This is a genomic window from Bacteroides sp. AR20 (assembly GCF_964250605.1).
In the GTDB taxonomy this organism is placed as follows: Bacteria; Bacteroidota; Bacteroidia; order Bacteroidales; family Bacteroidaceae; genus Bacteroides; species Bacteroides uniformis.
Genome location: NZ_CAXUGK010000008.1, coordinates 79,060 through 97,637, shown reverse-complemented (window position 1 = coordinate 97,637; position 18,578 = coordinate 79,060). Strand labels below are relative to the sequence as shown.

The 18,578-nt window shown below is 49.0% G+C and carries 11 protein-coding genes; all 11 read left to right on the top strand.

Annotated elements, in window-relative coordinates; translation table 11 throughout:
* The first annotated feature begins 12 nt into the window (after nucleotides 1-12).
* Nucleotides 13-1,584 carry a RagB/SusD family nutrient uptake outer membrane protein gene (locus tag ACESTD_RS06375; RefSeq protein WP_005833710.1) on the top strand — a complete coding sequence of 524 codons (1,572 nt, stop codon included), beginning with the start codon at nucleotides 13-15 and terminating at the stop codon, nucleotides 1,582-1,584.
* Between the two features lie 153 nt (nucleotides 1,585-1,737).
* Nucleotides 1,738-4,104, top strand: coding sequence for a glycoside hydrolase family 3 C-terminal domain-containing protein (locus ACESTD_RS06370; RefSeq protein WP_373158784.1), 2,367 nt, complete (start codon nucleotides 1,738-1,740; stop codon nucleotides 4,102-4,104).
* 87 nt (nucleotides 4,105-4,191) lie between these two features.
* A complete protein-coding gene (locus ACESTD_RS06365; protein WP_057097462.1) occupies nucleotides 4,192-5,076 on the top strand; it encodes an esterase family protein in 885 nt (294 codons plus the stop codon).
* Nucleotides 5,077-5,107: 31 nt separating this feature from the next.
* The gene (locus tag ACESTD_RS06360) at nucleotides 5,108-6,313 is read left to right on the top strand and encodes an alpha/beta hydrolase-fold protein (RefSeq protein ID WP_373158785.1); all 1,206 of its coding nucleotides are present in this window, start codon (nucleotides 5,108-5,110) and stop codon (nucleotides 6,311-6,313) included.
* Nucleotides 6,314-6,358: 45 nt separating this feature from the next.
* On the top strand, nucleotides 6,359-7,555 hold the full coding sequence (locus ACESTD_RS06355) for an alpha/beta hydrolase-fold protein (protein ID WP_373158786.1): 1,197 nt from the start codon (nucleotides 6,359-6,361) through the stop codon (nucleotides 7,553-7,555).
* Nucleotides 7,556-7,559: 4 nt separating this feature from the next.
* A complete protein-coding gene (locus tag ACESTD_RS06350; protein WP_373158787.1) occupies nucleotides 7,560-9,884 on the top strand; it encodes a glycoside hydrolase family 3 C-terminal domain-containing protein in 2,325 nt (774 codons plus the stop codon).
* Nucleotides 9,885-10,020: 136 nt separating this feature from the next.
* Nucleotides 10,021-12,510, top strand: coding sequence for a glycoside hydrolase family 3 N-terminal domain-containing protein (locus ACESTD_RS06345; RefSeq protein ID WP_373158788.1), 2,490 nt, complete (start codon nucleotides 10,021-10,023; stop codon nucleotides 12,508-12,510).
* Nucleotides 12,511-12,980: 470 nt separating this feature from the next.
* Entirely contained in the window at nucleotides 12,981-13,448 is a 468-nt protein-coding gene (gene rimP / locus ACESTD_RS06340) for a ribosome assembly cofactor RimP (RefSeq protein ID WP_005824352.1), read from the top strand.
* A 4-nt stretch (nucleotides 13,449-13,452) separates the two neighbouring features.
* A complete protein-coding gene (gene nusA, locus ACESTD_RS06335; protein ID WP_005833693.1) occupies nucleotides 13,453-14,718 on the top strand; it encodes a transcription termination factor NusA in 1,266 nt (421 codons plus the stop codon).
* Nucleotides 14,719-14,836: 118 nt separating this feature from the next.
* Entirely contained in the window at nucleotides 14,837-17,884 is a 3,048-nt protein-coding gene (gene infB / locus ACESTD_RS06330; protein WP_005824356.1) for a translation initiation factor IF-2, read from the top strand.
* 153 nt (nucleotides 17,885-18,037) lie between these two features.
* Nucleotides 18,038-18,550 carry a CvpA family protein gene (locus ACESTD_RS06325; protein ID WP_151852307.1) on the top strand — a complete coding sequence of 171 codons (513 nt, stop codon included), beginning with the start codon at nucleotides 18,038-18,040 and terminating at the stop codon, nucleotides 18,548-18,550.
* The last annotated feature ends 28 nt before the right edge of the window (nucleotides 18,551-18,578 follow it).

Sequence of the window (18,578 nt, the reverse complement as noted above, 5' to 3'; positions counted from 1 at the left end):
AATGAAAAACATATGAAATTAAGATATTCTTTAATGCTCGGAGCGCTCCTTATATTGGCTGGCACTTCGTGTGAAGACAAATTGGATATACCTCAAAAAGGTGTATTGGACTTTTCCACTTATTATAAAACTGACGAACAAGCTCAAGCAGCGGCTGATGCGCTTTATATACAACTCAAGGGTACATACTATAACTATACGATGATGAAGAATGCCCTTTCGGACGATGTTTGGGCAGGTGGTGGTGGTCGTAATGACAATGCAGAGCTGGAAGGCTGTAATGAATATTCATTTGGCTCAGACCAAAGTTTTATCGGAGGCGTATGGGAAAGCTACTATCAGCTTATTTATAAGGCGAATGTGATTCTGGGACGTGTTGAGCCTGATACTGATTTGAAGAAGAAGGCTTGTGCTGAAGCCAAGTTCTTCCGTGCTTTTGCTTATTTTGATTTAGTTTCTATGTGGGGTGATGTACCATTGGTAGACCATGAACTTGATAAATCCGAATATCAGTTGGCTCGTTCGCCTAAGGCTGATATTTGGGCGTTGATAGAGCGGGACCTGACTGAAGCTATCAATTCAGGACTCTTGGAGGAAAAGAAGAGTGTAGATGATAAAACGACATGGCGTGTTACCAAGCAGTTGGCACAAGCTATATTGGGTAAAGCTTATTTATGGCAAGAAAAATTCCATGAAGCTGCTGTTGTCTTGAATGAAGTTAGAGCTAGTGGTAAGTATAAACTTTATGATGGAAATTATGAGGATATCTTGACCTACAAGGCTGAGTATAATTGTGAAAGTATGCTCGAAAGTAACCGTATTTTTGATGCAAGTAATTCCATGGATGAGTTCAGTTTCTTTGAGGTGATGAATCATTGGCGCACTGATAAGTTGGATATGTCTGGCTCTAACAATCAGTTTAATGGTACCGGATGGGGATTTATGGTTCCTCAGAAAAAGTTGTATGATGCATTTGTTCAGGAAGAGGGTGTAGATGGTTATCGGTTGAATCAGACAATGAAAACCTATGACCAAATTTCTCAATTGGGTGTCAAGGTTGCCAAAGGGCAGAGTTTGATTAATGAAGGTTATTTCATGTGGAAGCGTCGCTTCTCGAATGTAGAATCTCCTGCTGGGTTCTGGTGTTCATATAATAACTATCGTTGGATGCGTTATGCTGAAGTCTTGTTACTGGCGGCTGAAGCAAACCTGAAGGATGGCAATCAATCCGAAGCTGATGCTTGCTTGAATGAGGTGCGTCAGCGTGCAAGATTGGATGCAAAGACGGCTACCTTGGATGCCATTAAATTGGAAAAGAGACTGGAACTCTGTTCTGAATATACCCGTTATCAGGATATTATCCGTTGGAAAGATGCGGAGGCTTTGCTTAAGGATCAGGGTGAAAGAACACCTATCTTGTCAAATAAGGCAGGAAAAGATGAGCCGGATAATGTAGCGGTAGAATACATTCAGTATAACAAGGATAAAACGCGTTATGGTTTCAAGGAAAGACATTATTTGTTGCCTATTCCGGCAAAGGAGATCCGTTTGAATCCGAATATGGAACAAAATGCAGGTTGGTAAAGCGTATAAAGAATCAAAATCTAACTTTGTCATCTGATGCAGATAGACAAAATTAGATTTTTCTAACTGATTAATTGTTTGTAGAAGAAGTCCCCCGTGGGAATCAGCTAATTGTACGGGGGCTTCTTTTGTAGCTTTTTAAATATAATATATATGAGAAGATTGTCAATTACTTTATTTTCACTCTGTCTGGCATCTGCTTTGACTGCACAGGTGACCGGTTCGAATCAGTCAGTCAGACTGCGTGCCGACAATATCGACGAAGTGGTCAGTGCCATGACCCTCGAAGAGAAGGTACACCTCGTCATCGGTTGTGGAATGTCGATGGGAAGTGATACCAAGTTTCCAGGAACAGCGGGACGTACTTACGACATTCCCCGACTGGGTATCCCTTCCGCCTATCTTGCCGACGGACCGCACCGGTTGGCGATGGCTGCCAAGCGGGAATTCGACAGCCGTACTTATCATGCTACGGAATTCCCTTCCAGCACCACGGTGGCAGCTACTTTCAATCCGGATGCAGCCCATAAGGTGGGACGTACTTTGGGTATGGAAGTGAAGGATTATGGTTTGGATGTGTTGCTGGCACCGGGTGTCAACCTGATGCGAAATGTGCTTTGTGGACGTAACCATGAATATTATTCGGAAGATCCGGTGTTGGCTGGTAAAATGGCTGCTGCCTATATCAACGGAGTCCAGAGCCGGGGGACAGGTACCTGCCTGAAACACTTTGCCGTGAACAACCAGGAGACCAACCGCAATAACAACGATTCTCATCTGACACAGCGCCCCTTGCGCGAGCTGTATTTGAAGTGCTTCGAGATTGCTGTCAAAGAGTCTCAGCCCTGGAGCGTGATGACCGCCTACAATAAGGTGAACGGCAAATATACCTGCGAGGACCGCGAACTGACAGAGGACATCCTCCGCGACGAATGGGGATTCAAGGGACTGGTGATGTCCGACTGGAATGCCGGAAAAGATGCCGTGACCTCCATCGTAGCAGGAAACGACATGCTGCAACCGGGGCAAGACCGCCAGTATAAAGCTATTTTGGAAGCCGTAGAGAACGGTACACTGGATTTGGCACTCCTCGACCGCAGCGTGAAGCGTGTGCTGGAGTTTGTGGTCAAGAGCCATACCTTTGCCGGCTACGAGTATCCCAATAAAACCGATTTGGAGGCTCATGCGCAAGTAGACCGTGAGATAGGTGCGGAAGGTATCGTGCTGCTGGATAACAAGCAGGCGCTACCCATGGCTGCCGGCATCAAAAAAGTGGCCCTTTATGGAACTACTTCCTATGACATGGTTCCTGCCGGCATGGGCTTTGGCAGTACGGGCATCGGCTATTACACGGTTTCTATGGTAGAAGGTTTGCGCAATGCGGGTTACATCGTGGACAAAGAATTGCTGAATCGCTACAAGAAGCATATGGCCGACGAGCAGAAACGGCTTTTTCCTCACGGAAAACCGCCTTTCGCCTTTACTCCGCTGCCCCGTGCCGAGGAGTTCCTGCCCACTGCCGAGGAACTGGCTGCACAAGTGAAGGCCAACGACATTGCCGTGCTTACGCTGGGGCGTGTCAGTGGCGAGGGCTGTGACCGCCGTGTGGAAGATTTCCTCCTGAAGGAGAACGAATTGGCTCTGATTAAGCAAGTGTCTGCCGCTTATCATGCTGCAGGCAAGAAACTGGTGGTGGTTCTCAACATCTGCAGCCCGGTGGAGACTGCTTCTTGGAAGGGACTGGCAGATGCAGTGGTTTGTGCCTTCCAGCCGGGACAAGAGGTGGGTAATTGTATCATGGACATCCTGACCGGAAAGGTGAATCCTTCGGGCAAGTTACCCATGACGTTTGCCGTGAAATATGGCGATGCGCCGTCGGATGCTAACTTCCCTTTTGATTACGAGTTCAAGATGCCGTCGTTTGCTATGGGTACCGGCATGAACTTCAAGTCCGAAAAGAAAGAGGAGAAACCGAAGGAACCGGAGAAAAATGTGGATTTCACCAACTATGAAGAGGGAATCTATGTGGGTTATCGCTATTTCGACACTTTCGGTAAAGAGGTTTCCTATCCGTTCGGTCATGGTTTGAGCTATACTGCTTTTGACTATGCGGTAGAGAACGCCAAAATGGATGCCGACCGCTGTGAGTTGAAAGTGAGCGTGAAGAACATCGGCAAGGTGGCAGGGCGTGAAGCTGTACAACTCTATGTGAAAGCTCCGAATGGGGGACTTGACAAGCCTGCCAAGGAGTTGAAGGCCTTCGGCAAAACTGCCTTGCTCCAGCCGGGCGAGAGCCAGACACTGATTCTGACTTGGAACGTGATGGACATGGCTTCCTTTAATGAGAAAAACAGCTCTTGGGAGTTGGCTAAGGGTGAATATCAGTGGATGGTTGCCGCATCTTCGGCCGATGTGCGTTGCACAGCGGTACAGAGGGTGACAAAGGCACGCAAGCAGAAAGTGCATGATGCCATGCGGGCGCAAGTGCCTGTGGCTGTGTATCCGATGGTGAAGAGATGAGGGGGATATGCGTGAAAAAACTGATATATATCAATTAGTTTTAGAGTGGAAAACGCTTATTTTGTAGTACATTTTTAAATCGATACCATGAAAAGATTGATACTCTCTCTTTTAGCCGTCTGCTTGCTGTGGATGGCAAATGCACAAAATCCTGCATGGGGACCGCAAAGCAAGGTAGTGACCGACAGCATCTACAGCCAGGTATTGAAAGCACACCGTGCCTACACCATCTATCTGCCGCAAAGCTATAGCAATGAAACGGATAGGAAATATCCTATCCTCTATTTGCTGCACGGCATGTCGGGGGTGAATACCAGTTGGTTTACAGACCAACGTGTGAAGGACGTGATGGACCAGTTGGTGGCATCGGGCGAGGCTTGCGAGATGATTATCGTCAGCCCCAATGCAGGAGGCAATCCGGCCACTTGCTGGAACGGCTACTTCAACATGCCGGGATGGGCTTACGAAGATTTCTTCTATAAGGAGTTCCTTCCTTATATAGAGAAGACCTACCGGGTGAAAGGTGATAAGCAGCATCGTGCCATTGCCGGACTTTCTATGGGCGGAGGTGGAACGACGAGCTATGCACAACGCTATCCGGATATGTATTGTGCTGCCTATGCCATGAGTGCTTTGATGAACATCCCCGTCAGTGGTGAGGAGGTGGGAAAAGATCCCGACCCCACAAACAAGATGGCTGTGCTGACGCGTTCTGTGCAGGAACATAGTTGCATCAGGTATGTGGTTGAGGCAGATGATGCGCGTAAGGCACAGCTTCGTACAGTACAGTGGTTTGTGGATTGCGGAGACGATGACTTTCTGCTGGACCGTAATATAGAGTTTTTCCAGGCGATGCGTAATGCCGGTATCCCTTGCCAGTTCCGTGTGCGGGATGGCGGACATACCAGCGAATATTGGCATTCGGCACTTTATATGTGCCTGCCTTTTGTAAGTCGCAGCTTTGCTAAATAACAAGAAGCTAATTCATTTAATATAAGAAATTATGAAAAGATTATTAAGTTTGGCAGCGATGCTGCTGGTCTGCTGTGTCACCCTTTTTGCACAGCAAGCTCTTTGGGGAGGTGCGGCAGTTGTCTCTCCTGATATTCATGACGACAACACGGTTACTTTTCGCTTGAAAGCTCCTAAGGCTGTAAGGGTGCAGATTACCGGTGATTTTCTGCCTCCACAAACTATTAAGACTCCTCGTGGCGATTATGATGCACCGGGCATTGCCGATTTGACAGAGGGGAAGGATGGCGTTTGGGAATTTACTACTCCCGAACCATTGAAGCCGGAACTTTATGGATACTCCTTTATTGTGGATGGATTGAGAATGATGGACCCGAGCAATGTTTACATGATTCGGGATGTGGCTACCGTGACCAATGTATTTATCATCGGTGGTGACCGTGCCGATTTGTATAAAGTGAATAAGGTACCCCATGGAACGGTAAGTCGCATGTGGTACAATAGTCCTTCGCTGGGAATGGACCGCCGTCTGACGATTTACACTCCGGCTGGTTATGAAACCAGCGGCAAGCGTTATCCGGTATTTTATCTGCTTCATGGTGCAGGTGGTGATGAGGAAGCTTGGATTGCTCTTGGCCGTACTTCGCAGATATTGGATAATCTCATTGCACAAGGCAAGGCTAAACCTATGATTGTGGTGATGACTAACGGCAATGCTTGGCAAGATGCTGCTGCAGGTGAATCTCCCAAGGGTTTTGTTGCCCCCTCCATGCGTCCCGACGAAAGAGCGAAGGTGGCGGAAGGTGCTTTTGAACTCTCGTTTCCCGAAATTGTGAAGTTCGTGGAGAAGAATTTCCGCACTCTTGCCAATAAGAAGAACCGTGCTATTGCCGGGCTTTCTATGGGTAGTTTCCACTCTTGCAATATTTCCAAGTATTGCCCGGACATGTTCGACTATGTAGGTCTTTTCTCCGGTGCAAGTACCGGAAACGATAAATCGACGTGTCCGGTCTATACCGACTTCGAAGGTAAGCTGAAGACTCAGTTTGCCAAGAAACCGGCTCTTTACTTCATCGCATGCGGCAAGACGGACTTTGTTTATAAAGGTGTGGCCGATTTTCGCAAGTTGCTTGACGACAATGGTTATAAGTACGAGTATCTTGAAACGGGCGAGGGACATATCTGGAGGAACTGGCGAATCTATCTGACGGAGTTCGCGCCGAAGTTGTTCAAATAAGAGGATTTGGTATAACTAATTTAATAACAAAATAACATACGTATCATGAAAAGAATTTCTATTTTGTCAGCTCTGTTGCTGATGTGTGCGATGACTTTCGCGCAACAAGCTCTCTGGGGAGGCGCTCCCGTGGTCTCACCTGAGATACACGACAACAATACAGTAACTTTCCGCTTGAAGGCGCCGAAAGCCGTAAAGGTGCAAGTAACCGGCGACTTCCTGCCTACGCAGAAAATCAAGACTCCTTTTGGTGAGTTTGATGGTCCGGGTGTGGCAGATTTGAAAGAGAACAAGGACGGTGTGTGGGAATTCACTACTCCCGAACCGCTGAAACCAGAACTCTACAGCTACACTTTCCTGGTAGACGGACTGAAGATTAATGACCCTGCCAACGTCTATATGATTCGAGACGTGGCAAGCGTGACGAATGTATTCATCATCGGTGGTGACGAGCGCATCGACCTCTACAAAGTGAATAAGGTTCCTCATGGAACGGTATCTAAGGTATGGTACAACAGCCCTACGCTGGGTATGGACCGCCGCCTGACTGTCTATATGCCTGCCGGATATGAGACAAGCGGCAAGCGCTACCCCGTCTTCTACCTGCTACACGGCATGGGTGGCGACGAGAACGCATGGAGCGAACTGGGACGTACGGCACAGATTCTGGATAACCTCATCGCCCAAGGCAAGGCCAAGCCGATGATTGTAGTAATGACCAACGGTAACGCTGCGTTGGAGGCTGCTCCGGGTGAATCGTCACTGGGTTTTGCCGCTCCCAGCATGAATCTGCCCAAGACGATGGAAGGCTCTTTCGAAACGGCTTTCCCCGACGTGGTGAAATTCATTGATAAGACTTACCGTACACAGGCCAACAAGAAGGGGCGTGCCATTGCTGGTCTCTCTATGGGAGGTTTCCACTCCATGCACATCTCCAAGCAATATCCGGACATGTTCGACTATGTAGGGCTGTTCTCGGCTGCCATCATGCCCAACAAAGATGTGAAGTCTCCGATTTATGACAACCTTGAAGCCAAACTGAAAACCCAGTTTGCCAAGAAACCGTCACTCTATTACATCGCTATCGGTAATAAAGACTTCTTGTTCCAGGCCAATAACGACTACCGCAAGATGTTGGACGAGAAGGGTTACAAATATGAATATTATGAAACCGGAGAAGGTCATATCTGGAAGAACTGGCGTATTTACCTGACAGAATTCGCACCGAAGATATTTAAATAAGATTATGAAGAAGAATATCATATCCATGGCAGCAGCAATGGCTGTTTTGTCAGCTTGCGGACCGGGTGTGCCGCAGCTTGGAAAGTCCTCTCTGGATGAGGTGATTGGCGCCATGACCTTGGAAGAAAAGGCGCATCTGGTAGTGGGTACCGGTATGGCAGGTTTCTCGGGTGACAGTGCCGTAATCGGTGCAACGAGAAAGCTGGTGCCGGGTGCGGCAGGAACCACATACCCGATTGAACGCCTCGGCATTCCCGCTGTGGTGCTGGCTGATGGTCCCGCCGGACTGCGTATCGACCCCAAGCGTGAGGGGGATTCGGCTACGTACTATTGTACTCATTTCCCTATCGGAACTTTGCTCGCCTCTACCTGGGACCAGGAACTGGTGGAAAGTGTAGGTCAGTCCATCGGTAACGAAGTGCTGGAATACGGTGCGGACGTGCTGTTGGCTCCGGCGCTGAACATTCACCGTAACCCGCTTTGCGGACGTAACTTCGAGTATTATTCTGAAGACCCGTTGGTGTCGGGTAAGATTGCCGCCGCCTACGTACGTGGTGTGCAGAGCAACGGTGTGGGTACCAGTATCAAGCACTTTGCTGTGAACAACCAGGAAACCAACCGTATGGCTACGGATGCGCATGTATCTCCACGCGCCTTGCGCGAAATCTACTTGAAAGGATTCGAGATTGCCGTGAAGGAATCCGCTCCTTGGACCGTGATGTCCTCATACAACTACCTGAACGGTGTCTACACTTCGGAAAACAAGGAGTTGCAGACAACCATGTTGCGCGACGAATGGGGCTTCAAGGGCATGGTGATGACCGACTGGTTTGGCGGCAAGGATGCCGTGGCACAGATGGTGGCAGGCAATGACATGTTGCAGCCCGGTCTGCCCAAGCAGTACGAAGCCATCGTGAAGGGTGTGCAGGACGGAGCGTTAGATGAAGCCATCCTCAATCAGAATGTGAAGCGTATTCTGGAGATGATTCTCCAGACTCCCCACTTCAAGGGATATAAATACTCCAACAAGCCTGATTTGAAGGCGCATGCTGCCGTTACTCGCCAGTCGGCAACGGAAGGTATGGTATTGCTGAAGAACGATAACGGTGCTCTGCCGCTGGCTGCCGACGTGAAGAACGTGGCACTCTTCGGTTGCACTTCCTACGATTTCATTGCAGGCGGTACAGGTTCGGGCAACGTGAACCGCGCTTATACCGTTTCGCTATTGGACGGCTTGAAGAATGCCGGCTATGTGGTGGATGAAGCGCTGAAGAATAGCTATGAAGCTTACCTGAAAACCGAGAAAGAACGTCTGTCCAAAGATAAGAAAGAGTGGTTCATGCCCGATACCCGTCCGGCTGAGATGGCTGTTTCCGCACAAGTCATCCGCGAGCAGGCTGCCAAGGCCGATGTGGCACTGGTGACGCTGGGACGTACCTCCGGTGAGTTCCTTGACCGTATGGTAGCCGACTTCAACCTCACCAAAGAGGAACAGAACATGTTGAAAGCTGTGTCCGATGCTTTCCACGCTGCCGGAAAGAAGGTAGTGGTAGTGCTCAATATTGGTGGTGTGATTGAAACCGCTTCTTGGAAATCTGCTCCCGATGCCATTCTTTGTGCATGGCAGGCAGGCCAGGAGGGAGGAAACAGTGTGGCTGACGTGCTGAGTGGCAAGGCTTCTCCTTCGGGCAAGCTGACAATGACTTTCCCGGTGAAGTTTGAAGATGCCGCTTCTTCCGACAACTTCCCGATAGACATGCGTGTGAGCACCGACCTCATGAACAAAGGCGGGAAGAAGAACGACGTGAAGAACGTGGACTATACCAATTACGAAGAGGACATTTACGTGGGTTACCGTTACTTCGACACCTTTGGCAAGCAGGTTTCCTATCCTTTCGGTTACGGTCTTTCCTATACCACTTTTGCTTACGACAAGGCTGCTGTCAAGGCAGACAACGGTGTCTATACCGTATCTGTAGAAGTGAAGAATACCGGTAAGGTAGCAGGTAAGGAAGTGGTTCAGCTTTATGTATCCGCTCCTGATGCTGCTGTCAACAAACCCGAAAAGGAACTGAAGGCCTTTGCCAAGACCAAGGAGCTGAAACCGGGTGAATCGGTTGTGGTGACGCTGAAAGTGAATGCTGACGGCCTGGCTTCTTATGATGAGGCTGCATCGGCATGGGTGGTAACTCCCGGAAACTACAAGTTCCTCGTCGGAGCTTCCTCACGCGACATCAAGGCTACGCTGGAGGCTGAAGTAGCTGCCGCAACGCAGAAGACGAACGACATCCTGAAACTTCAGGAACCGATGAGTCTCTTGAAGAGATGAGAGTAGGATTGTCTGAAAAAATAACAAATCATACCCTAAAAAACATCCTGTTGTACCCTTTGGTATGGCAGGATGTTCTTATCTTTGTACCTCGTATAAACAGATAGTGCAACTATTATAAACCAATATCACAACCATGAGTAAAAAGTTAATCTTATCTTTAGCCCTATCAGGGTTAGTACTTGCTTCTACGGCGCAGACCACTGTTGCGCCTGCCATTCCAAGAGACGAGAAAATAGAACAGCAGATTGAGACTTTGCTGAAGAAGATGACGCTTGACGAGAAAGTCGGTCAGATGTGCGAACTCACCATAGACCTCCTGCAGAAACGCGCCAATCCTTTTGCCGGTCTCGACCCGAAGAACATCACGGTGAACGACCTGAAGAAAATCATTAGGAGATACAAGCTTGAAAAGGAATTCAAGCTGGGCAAGGAGATGCCTTCGCAGGATGTGATGATGAAGCTCTATATGCGTATCCAAGGCATTGAGAATGCCCAGGGCTTCCAGTTGGACGAGGCGATGCTCGACTCTGTCATCGGAAAATACAAAGTAGGCTCCATCTTGAACGTGCCTAACGGTGTGGCACAAAGCGTGGAGAAGTGGCAGGAAATCATCAAACGCATTCAGGAGAAATCCATGGAGGTGATGGGTATTCCTTGTGTGTACGGTGTAGACCAGATACACGGAACTACCTATACGCTGGGTGGTACTTTCTTCCCGCAAGGCGTCAATATGGGAGCTACCTTCAACCGTGAACTGACACGTGAAGGTGCACGCATCTCCGCTTATGAAACAAAGGCGGGAAGCATTCCCTGGACGTATGCCCCGGTGACCGACCTCGGACGTGACCCGCGCTGGCCTCGTATGTGGGAAAATTATGGTGAAGACGCCTACGTCAATGCCGAAATGGGACGTGAAGCAGTTATCGGTTTCCAGGGCGAGAACCCCAACCTGATTGGCGAGAACAACGTTGCCGCTTGTATGAAGCACTATATGGGTTATGGTGTTCCCGTTTCCGGTAAGGACCGTACGCCGTCTTCCATCACCGAGCAGGATATGCGTGAGAAGCATTTCGCTCCTTATCTGGAAATGGTGAAAGCAGGTGCCCTCTCCGTGATGGTGAACTCCGCCATGAACAACGGTCTGCCTTTCCATGCCAACTATGAGCTGCTGACCAAGTGGCTGAAAGAAGACCTCAACTGGGACGGTATGATTGTGACTGACTGGGCGGACATCAACAACCTTTATAGCCGCGACCACATAGCCAAGGATAAGAAGGAAGCCATCAAGCTTGCCATCAATGCCGGTATCGACATGTCTATGGACCCGTACGACTGGAAGTTCTGTACACTCTTGAAGGAGCTGGTGGAAGAAGGAGAAGTCCCCATGAGCCGCATTGACGATGCTGTTCGCCGTGTACTGCGCCTGAAGTACCGTCTCAATCTGTTTGAAAAGCCCTATTATGACTTGAAAGACTTCCCCTTGTTCGGTGGTGCAGAACATGCCGCCGCCGCCCTCCAGGCTGCCGAAGAATCTTTGGTACTCCTGAAGAATACAGACGGTATATTGCCGCTGGCAAAAGGCAAGAAGTTGCTGGTTACCGGTCCGAATGCCAACTCCATGCGTTGCCTCAACGGCGGCTGGTCCTACTCTTGGCAGGGTGACAAGGCCGATGAGCATGCAGGCCAATATAATACCATCCTCGAGGCCTTCACCAATAAATTCGGTGCGGAGAATATCATCTACGAAGCTGGCGTCACTTATAAGCAAGGTGGCAACTGGTGGGAAGAAAACACTCCGGAGATAGAGAAAGCTGTAGCTGCCGCTGCGGCTGCCGACTACATCGTGGCTTGCATCGGTGAGAACTCTTACTGCGAGACTCCGGGTAATTTGACAAACCTTACCCTCTCCCAGAATCAGCTTGACTTGGTGAAAGCTCTTGCCAAGACCGGCAAACCCATCGTCCTGATACTGAACGAAGGCCGTCCCCGTCTGATTGCCGACATCGAGCCACTGGTTAAAGCGGTTGTCAATACTATGCTTCCGGGTAACTATGGTGGCGATGCGTTGGCAAACCTCATTGCCGGCGACGCCAACTTCAGCGGAAAGATGCCTTTCACTTATCCGAAAGAAATCAACTCACTGATTACGTACGACTACAAACCGTGCGAACACATCGGCAAGCAGATGGAAGGTGCTTATAACTACGATGCGCAAGTGTCTGTACAGTGGGCGTTCGGTTATGGATTGAGCTATACCACCTTTGCATACAGCAACCTCAAGGTGGATAAGTCGGACTTTACCGCTGATGATGTGCTTACTTTCACCGTTGATGTGAAGAATACTGGCAACCGCATTGGTAAGGAAAGCGTGCTGCTCTTCAGCAGCGACCTCGTTGCCTCTCTTACTCCCGATACCCGCCGTCTTCGCGCTTTCGAAAAGGTGGAACTGAAACCGGGCGAGACAAAGACCGTGACACTGAAACTGAAAGGCTCCGACCTTGCTTTTGTAGGCTATGACGGCAAGTGGATTTTGGAGAAAGGTGACTTCCGCATCCAGACGGGTGACCAAACGGTGAACGTGGTTTGTACGGATACCAAGAAGTGGGAGACTCCGAATAAGTGATACGACAAGGTTTTTTAGACCTTTAGAACCATAGTAAAAGGGCCGATAGCATGAAACAAGCTATCGGCCTTTTATTTTTCCGCGTTGTCTTTCAACAGTATCTTCTTTCCGTTTGTATCTCCTTACTTCTTTTCCTGAAACAATAGAGATTGTATGCTTGAGATGTACATCTCATGTTGTCCGAGATGCATATCTCGTTGTGTTTGACATGTGCATCTCATGCAGTATGGAACGTGATAATTCATTTCATAAAGTATAAGCTTCTGTCTCATAAGATTATATGTTTTACCCCTTATCTTGAAGTGTTGAAAGGGTGTGTTTGTAATATAATTCCCGTTTGAACCGTTAAATCAATCTTTTTTTCTCTAATATTTTGTAGTCGAACAGATTATTTATATCTTTGCAACCGAAAACGGATGAAAGGTGGAGGGGCGATTAAGCTCCTCTTTTTTGTTCCTAATGGTTAATCTATGATAGAAAAGAAAACTGTTTGTCAGATTGTTGACGAGTGGCTGGCAGGAAAGGACTACTTCCTTGTGGAGGTGACAATCAGCCCGGATGACAAGATTTTGGTGGAAATAGACCACAAAGAAGGTGTTTGGATTGAGGACTGCGTAGAGCTGAGCCGCTACATCGAGTCCAAGTTGAACCGTGAGGATGAGGATTATGAGTTGGAAGTCGGTTCGGCCGGCATCGGACAGCCCTTCAAGGTACTGCAGCAGTACATTAACCACATCGGCAAGGAAGTGGAAGTGCTGGCAAAGGACGGCCGCAAGCTCAGCGGCGTGTTGAAGGAAGCCGACGAACAGCATTTCGTCGTGACCATTCAGAAGAAAGTGAAAGAGGAAGGTGCCAAGCGTCCCAAGCTGGTGGACGAGGACTTGACCTTTACGTATGAAGAGATAAAATACACTAAATACTTAATCAGTTTTAAATAAGACTATGGCCAAAAAAGTAGAAACTGTCAGCTTGATAGATACATTTTCGGAATTTAAGGAACTGAAGAATATCGACAGAACCACGATGGTAAGCGTACTCGAGGAGTCGTTCCGTAGTGTGATTGCGAAAATGTTCGGTACCGATGAGAATTACGACGTAATTGTAAACCCGGACAAGGGTGACTTCGAAATATGGCGTAACCGTGAGGTAGTGGCAGACGAGGATTTGGAAAACCCGAACCTGCAGATTGCATTGTCCGAAGCACAAAAGATTGATGCTTCTTATGAAGTGGGCGAGGAAGTGACGGATGAAGTTATCTTCGCGAACTTCGGTCGCCGTGCCATCTTGAACTTGCGCCAGACACTGGCCTCCAAGATATTGGAACTGGAGAAAGATAGTATTTACAACAAATACATTGATAAAGTGGGTACCATCATCAATGCGGAAGTCTACCAGATTTGGAAGAAAGAGATGCTGCTGCTCGATGATGAAGGCAACGAACTGTTGCTGCCCAAGACCGAACAGATACCGAGTGACTTCTACCGCAAGGGCGAGACCGCCCGCGCCGTAGTGGCACGTGTGGACAACAAGAATAATAATCCGAAGATTATCCTGAGCCGTACGTCGCCCGTCTTCCTGCAACGTCTGTTCGAAATGGAAGTACCCGAAATCAATGACGGACTGATTACCATCAAGAAGATTGCCCGCATCCCCGGCGAGCGTGCCAAGATTGCCGTTGAGAGCTACGATGACCGTATCGACCCGGTAGGTGCCTGCGTGGGTGTGAAGGGTAGCCGTATTCATGGTATTGTCCGCGAGCTTCGCAACGAGAATATCGACGTTATCAACTATACGTCCAATATCCAGTTGTTTATACAGCGTGCCTTGAGCCCTGCCAAAATTTCTTCCATCCGCTTGAACGAGGAAGAACGCAAGGCTGAAGTGTTCTTGAAACCCGAAGAGGTGTCGCTGGCTATCGGTAAAGGAGGTTTGAATATCAAGCTTGCCAGTATGTTGACTGAGTACACCATCGACGTGTTCCGCGAGTTGGATGAGGCCATAGAGGATGAAGACATCTACTTGGACGAATTCCGTGATGAAATAGACGGTTGGGTTATCGATGCCATCAAGGCTATCGGTATCGATACGGCTAAGGCTGTGTTGAACGCTCCCCGTGAGATGTTGATTGAGAAGACGGACCTCGAAGAAGAGACGGTGGACGAGGTATTGCGCATTTTGAAACAGGAGTTTGAAGAGGAGAATGAATGATTTACGATTTTACGATTTACGATTTACGATTAGAGTTTGATTGTAAATGTAAGTCGTTCCGCTCCGAGTATTATCAATCGTAAATCGTAAATGGTTAAATCGTAAATAGAAAAAATTGATGACGATAAGGTTAAACAAAGTAACAAGAGATTTAAATGTAGGGATTACGACGGCTGTCGAGTTCCTGCAAAAGAAGGGATTTACCGTTGAGGCAAATCCGAACACAAAAATTACGGATGAACAGTTCGAACTGCTCAAAAAGGAGTTTAGTACAGATAAGGACCTTAAGATAAAGTCGGAGCGTTTCAGCCAGGAACGTCAGAGCAAGGACCGCAACAAGGCGTCCGTGTCTATTGACGGCTATAGGGAAACGCAGGAGAAAGCGAAGCCCGAGGAGATTAAGACGGTTGTTCCGGAAGACGCACGTCCGAAGTTCAAGCCGGTAGGCAAGATTGATTTGGACAAACTGAACCGTAGACCTGCTCCTGCTCAGGAAAAAGAGAAAGAAGCGGAAAAAGCGGTAGAGGAGAAGAAGGTGGAGGAACCGGCAGTTGTAGAAACGCCGAAACCGGAACCTGCTCCTGCTCCCCAACCGGAACCACAGCCGCAACCGGAGGTACAGCCGGCATCTGAGTCCGAGCCGCAGCCCGTTTCGGAACCGCAGCCACAACCCGTTGTCAAGGAAGAGCCTGCTCCGGTTGTAGAGGCTCAACAAGAATCTAAAAAGGAAGAAATGATAGAAGCGCCTGCTCCCGTACCGGTGGCTGAAGAAGCACCGGTTGAAAAAGAGGGGAAAGAAGAAGGAGAAGAAATCTTCAAGATACATCAGCCTGAGTTTGTTTCGAAGATTAATGTCATCGGACAGATAGACTTGGCGGCTCTGAACCAATCCACACGCCCGAAGAAGAAATCGAAAGAGGAGAAACGCAAGGAGCGTGAAGAGAAGGAAAAGATTCGCCAGGATCAGAAGAAGCAGATGAAGGAAGCTATCATCAAGGAAATCCGCCGTGATGACAGCAAGTTGAAGGATACCGCTGCCGGCGATGCCAACGGCAAGAAGAAACGTGTCCGTATCAATAAGGAGAAAGTGGACATCAACAATGCTTCCAACTTCCAGCGTGGTGGCAACGACCGTGGACACGCAGGTGCCCAGCAAGGTCAGGGGGCCCGCCCGCAAGGTGGAAACCAGCCTGGTGGAAACAATGCCAATAATAACCGCAACCGCAATAAGGACCGCTTCAAGAAGCCGGTCATCAAGCAGGAGGTTAGCGAGGAAGATGTAGCAAAGCAGGTAAAGGAAACTTTGGCACGCCTCACTTCCAAAGGAAAGAACAAAGGTGCCAAGTATCGTAAGGAAAAACGTGACATGGCTTCCAGCCGTATGCAGGAATTGGAAGACATGGAAATGGCAGAAAGCAAGGTACTGAAGATTACGGAATTCGTGACGGCCAACGAGTTGGCAAGCATGATGGATGTTTCTGTTACTCAGGTCATCGCCACTTGTATGAGCATTGGTATGATGGTATCCATCAACCAGCGTCTGGATGCCGAGACCATCAACTTGGTGGCTGAGGAATTCGGCTTCAAGACAGAATATGTAAGCGCAGAAGTGGCGCAGGCCATCGTAGAGGAAGAGGATGATGAGGAAGATTTGGAACCTCGCGCTCCGATTGTAACGGTGATGGGTCACGTAGACCACGGTAAGACTTCATTGCTCGACTATATCCGTAAGGCGAATGTGATTGCCGGTGAAGCGGGTGGTATCACACAGCACATCGGTGCCTACCACGTGTCGCTGGACGACGGACGTAAGATTACATTCCTCGATACTCCGGGCCACGAGGCGTTTACCGCCATGCGTGCCCGTGGTGCCAAAGCTACGGATATTGCCATCATCATTGTGGCTGCTGACGACAACGTGATGCCGCAGACAAAGGAAGCCATCAACCATGCCATGGCTGCGGGTGTTCCTATTGTATTTGCAATCAATAAGATTGATAAACCGACTGCCAACCCCGACAAGATTAAGGAAGAGCTGGCTGCCATGAACTTCTTGGTGGAAGAGTGGGGCGGTAAGTATCAGTCGCAAGATATCTCTGCCAAAAAGGGTATCGGTGTACCCGAGTTGATGGAGAAAGTGCTGCTCGAAGCAGAAATGCTGGAGTTGAAAGCAAACCCGAACCGCCGTGCTACCGGTTCCATTATCGAGTCCTCATTGGATAAGGGTCGTGGCTATGTGGCTACGGTACTCGTTTCCAACGGTACCTTGAAAATGGGCGACATCGTGCTGGCGGGTACCAGCTACGGTAAGGTGAAGGCTATGTTCAATGAGCGTAACCAACGCATGCAGGAGGCTGGTCCTTCTACACCTGCCCTGATATTGGGCTTGAACGGTGCACCTGCTGCTGGCGACACGTTCCACGTAATCGAAACGGAGCAGGAAGCACGCGAGATTGCCAACAAACGCGAACAGTTGCAGCGTGAACAAGGTTTGCGTACGCAGAAGATGCTGACGCTCGACGAAGTGGGCCGCCGTCTGGCGCTGGGTGACTTCCATGAGCTGAACGTGATTGTGAAGGGTGACGTGGACGGTTCTGTGGAAGCGTTGAGCGACTCTTTAATCAAGCTGTCTACGGAGCAGGTGCAGGTAAACGTAATCCACAAGGGTGTCGGTCAGATTTCCGAATCGGATGTCTCGCTGGCTGCCGCTTCGGATGCGATTATCGTCGGTTTCCAGGTACGTCCTTCGGGTGCTGCCGCCAAGATGGCAGAGCAGGAGGGTGTGGATATCCGCAAGTACTCCGTCATCTACGATGCCATCGAAGAGGTGAAGGCTGCCATGGAAGGTATGCTGGCACCGACATTGAAGGAGCAGATAACGGCAACCATCGAGGTGCGCGAAGTGTTCAACATCACGAAGGTGGGACTGGTGGCAGGTGCCATGGTCAAGACCGGAAAGGTGAAACGCAGCGACAAGGCCCGTTTGATACGCGACGGTATCGTAATCTTTACGGGTGCCATCAATGCCCTGAAGCGCTTCAAGGACGACGTGAAGGAGGTAGGTACCAATTTCGAGTGCGGTATCAGCCTGACAAACTGCAACGACATCAAGGTGGGCGATATTATCGAATCTTACGAAGAAATAGAAGTGAAGCAAACATTATAATTGAATAATGTACAAATATGCTAATGTGCCAATTGGCTGCGCGTACAGAAAATGCCGCAGGGCAATTGGCACATTTTGCATATTAGTTATTTGCTCATTGACCCATTAGCATATTGGCACATTAGCATATTGTCACATTGGTACATTAATTTTATGGCAATTATAGATATCATCATATTGGCTGCTTTCGGCTTGGGCGCAATCATCGGCTTCATGAAAGGTTTTGTGAAGCAATTGGCCTCTCTGCTGGGGCTGATTGTCGGTCTGCTGGCGGCAAAGGCTTTGTATGCCTCGTTGGCAGTGAAGCTGTGCCCCATGTTGACAGACTCTATGACAGTGGCGCAAGTACTGGCATTTGTCCTCATCTGGCTGGCTGTTCCCTTGCTCTTCTCCCTGGTGGCTTCTCTGCTGACCCGGGCAATGGAGGCCGTCTCGCTGGGCTGGCTCAATCATTGGTTGGGGGCTGGTCTAGGGGCTTTGAAGTACCTCCTGCTGACGAGCCTGCTGATTGGTGTCATCGAATTTATAGACGGAGACAATACGCTGATTAGCAAAACAAAAAAGAAAGAATCAGTGTTATATTATCCTATGGAAGAGTTTGCCGGGATATTCTTTCCCGCGGCAAAGGCGGTTACGGAGCAGATTGTAAACGGAGACTTTGACTGATACCGTGAACCGTGATTTTGTAATTCAT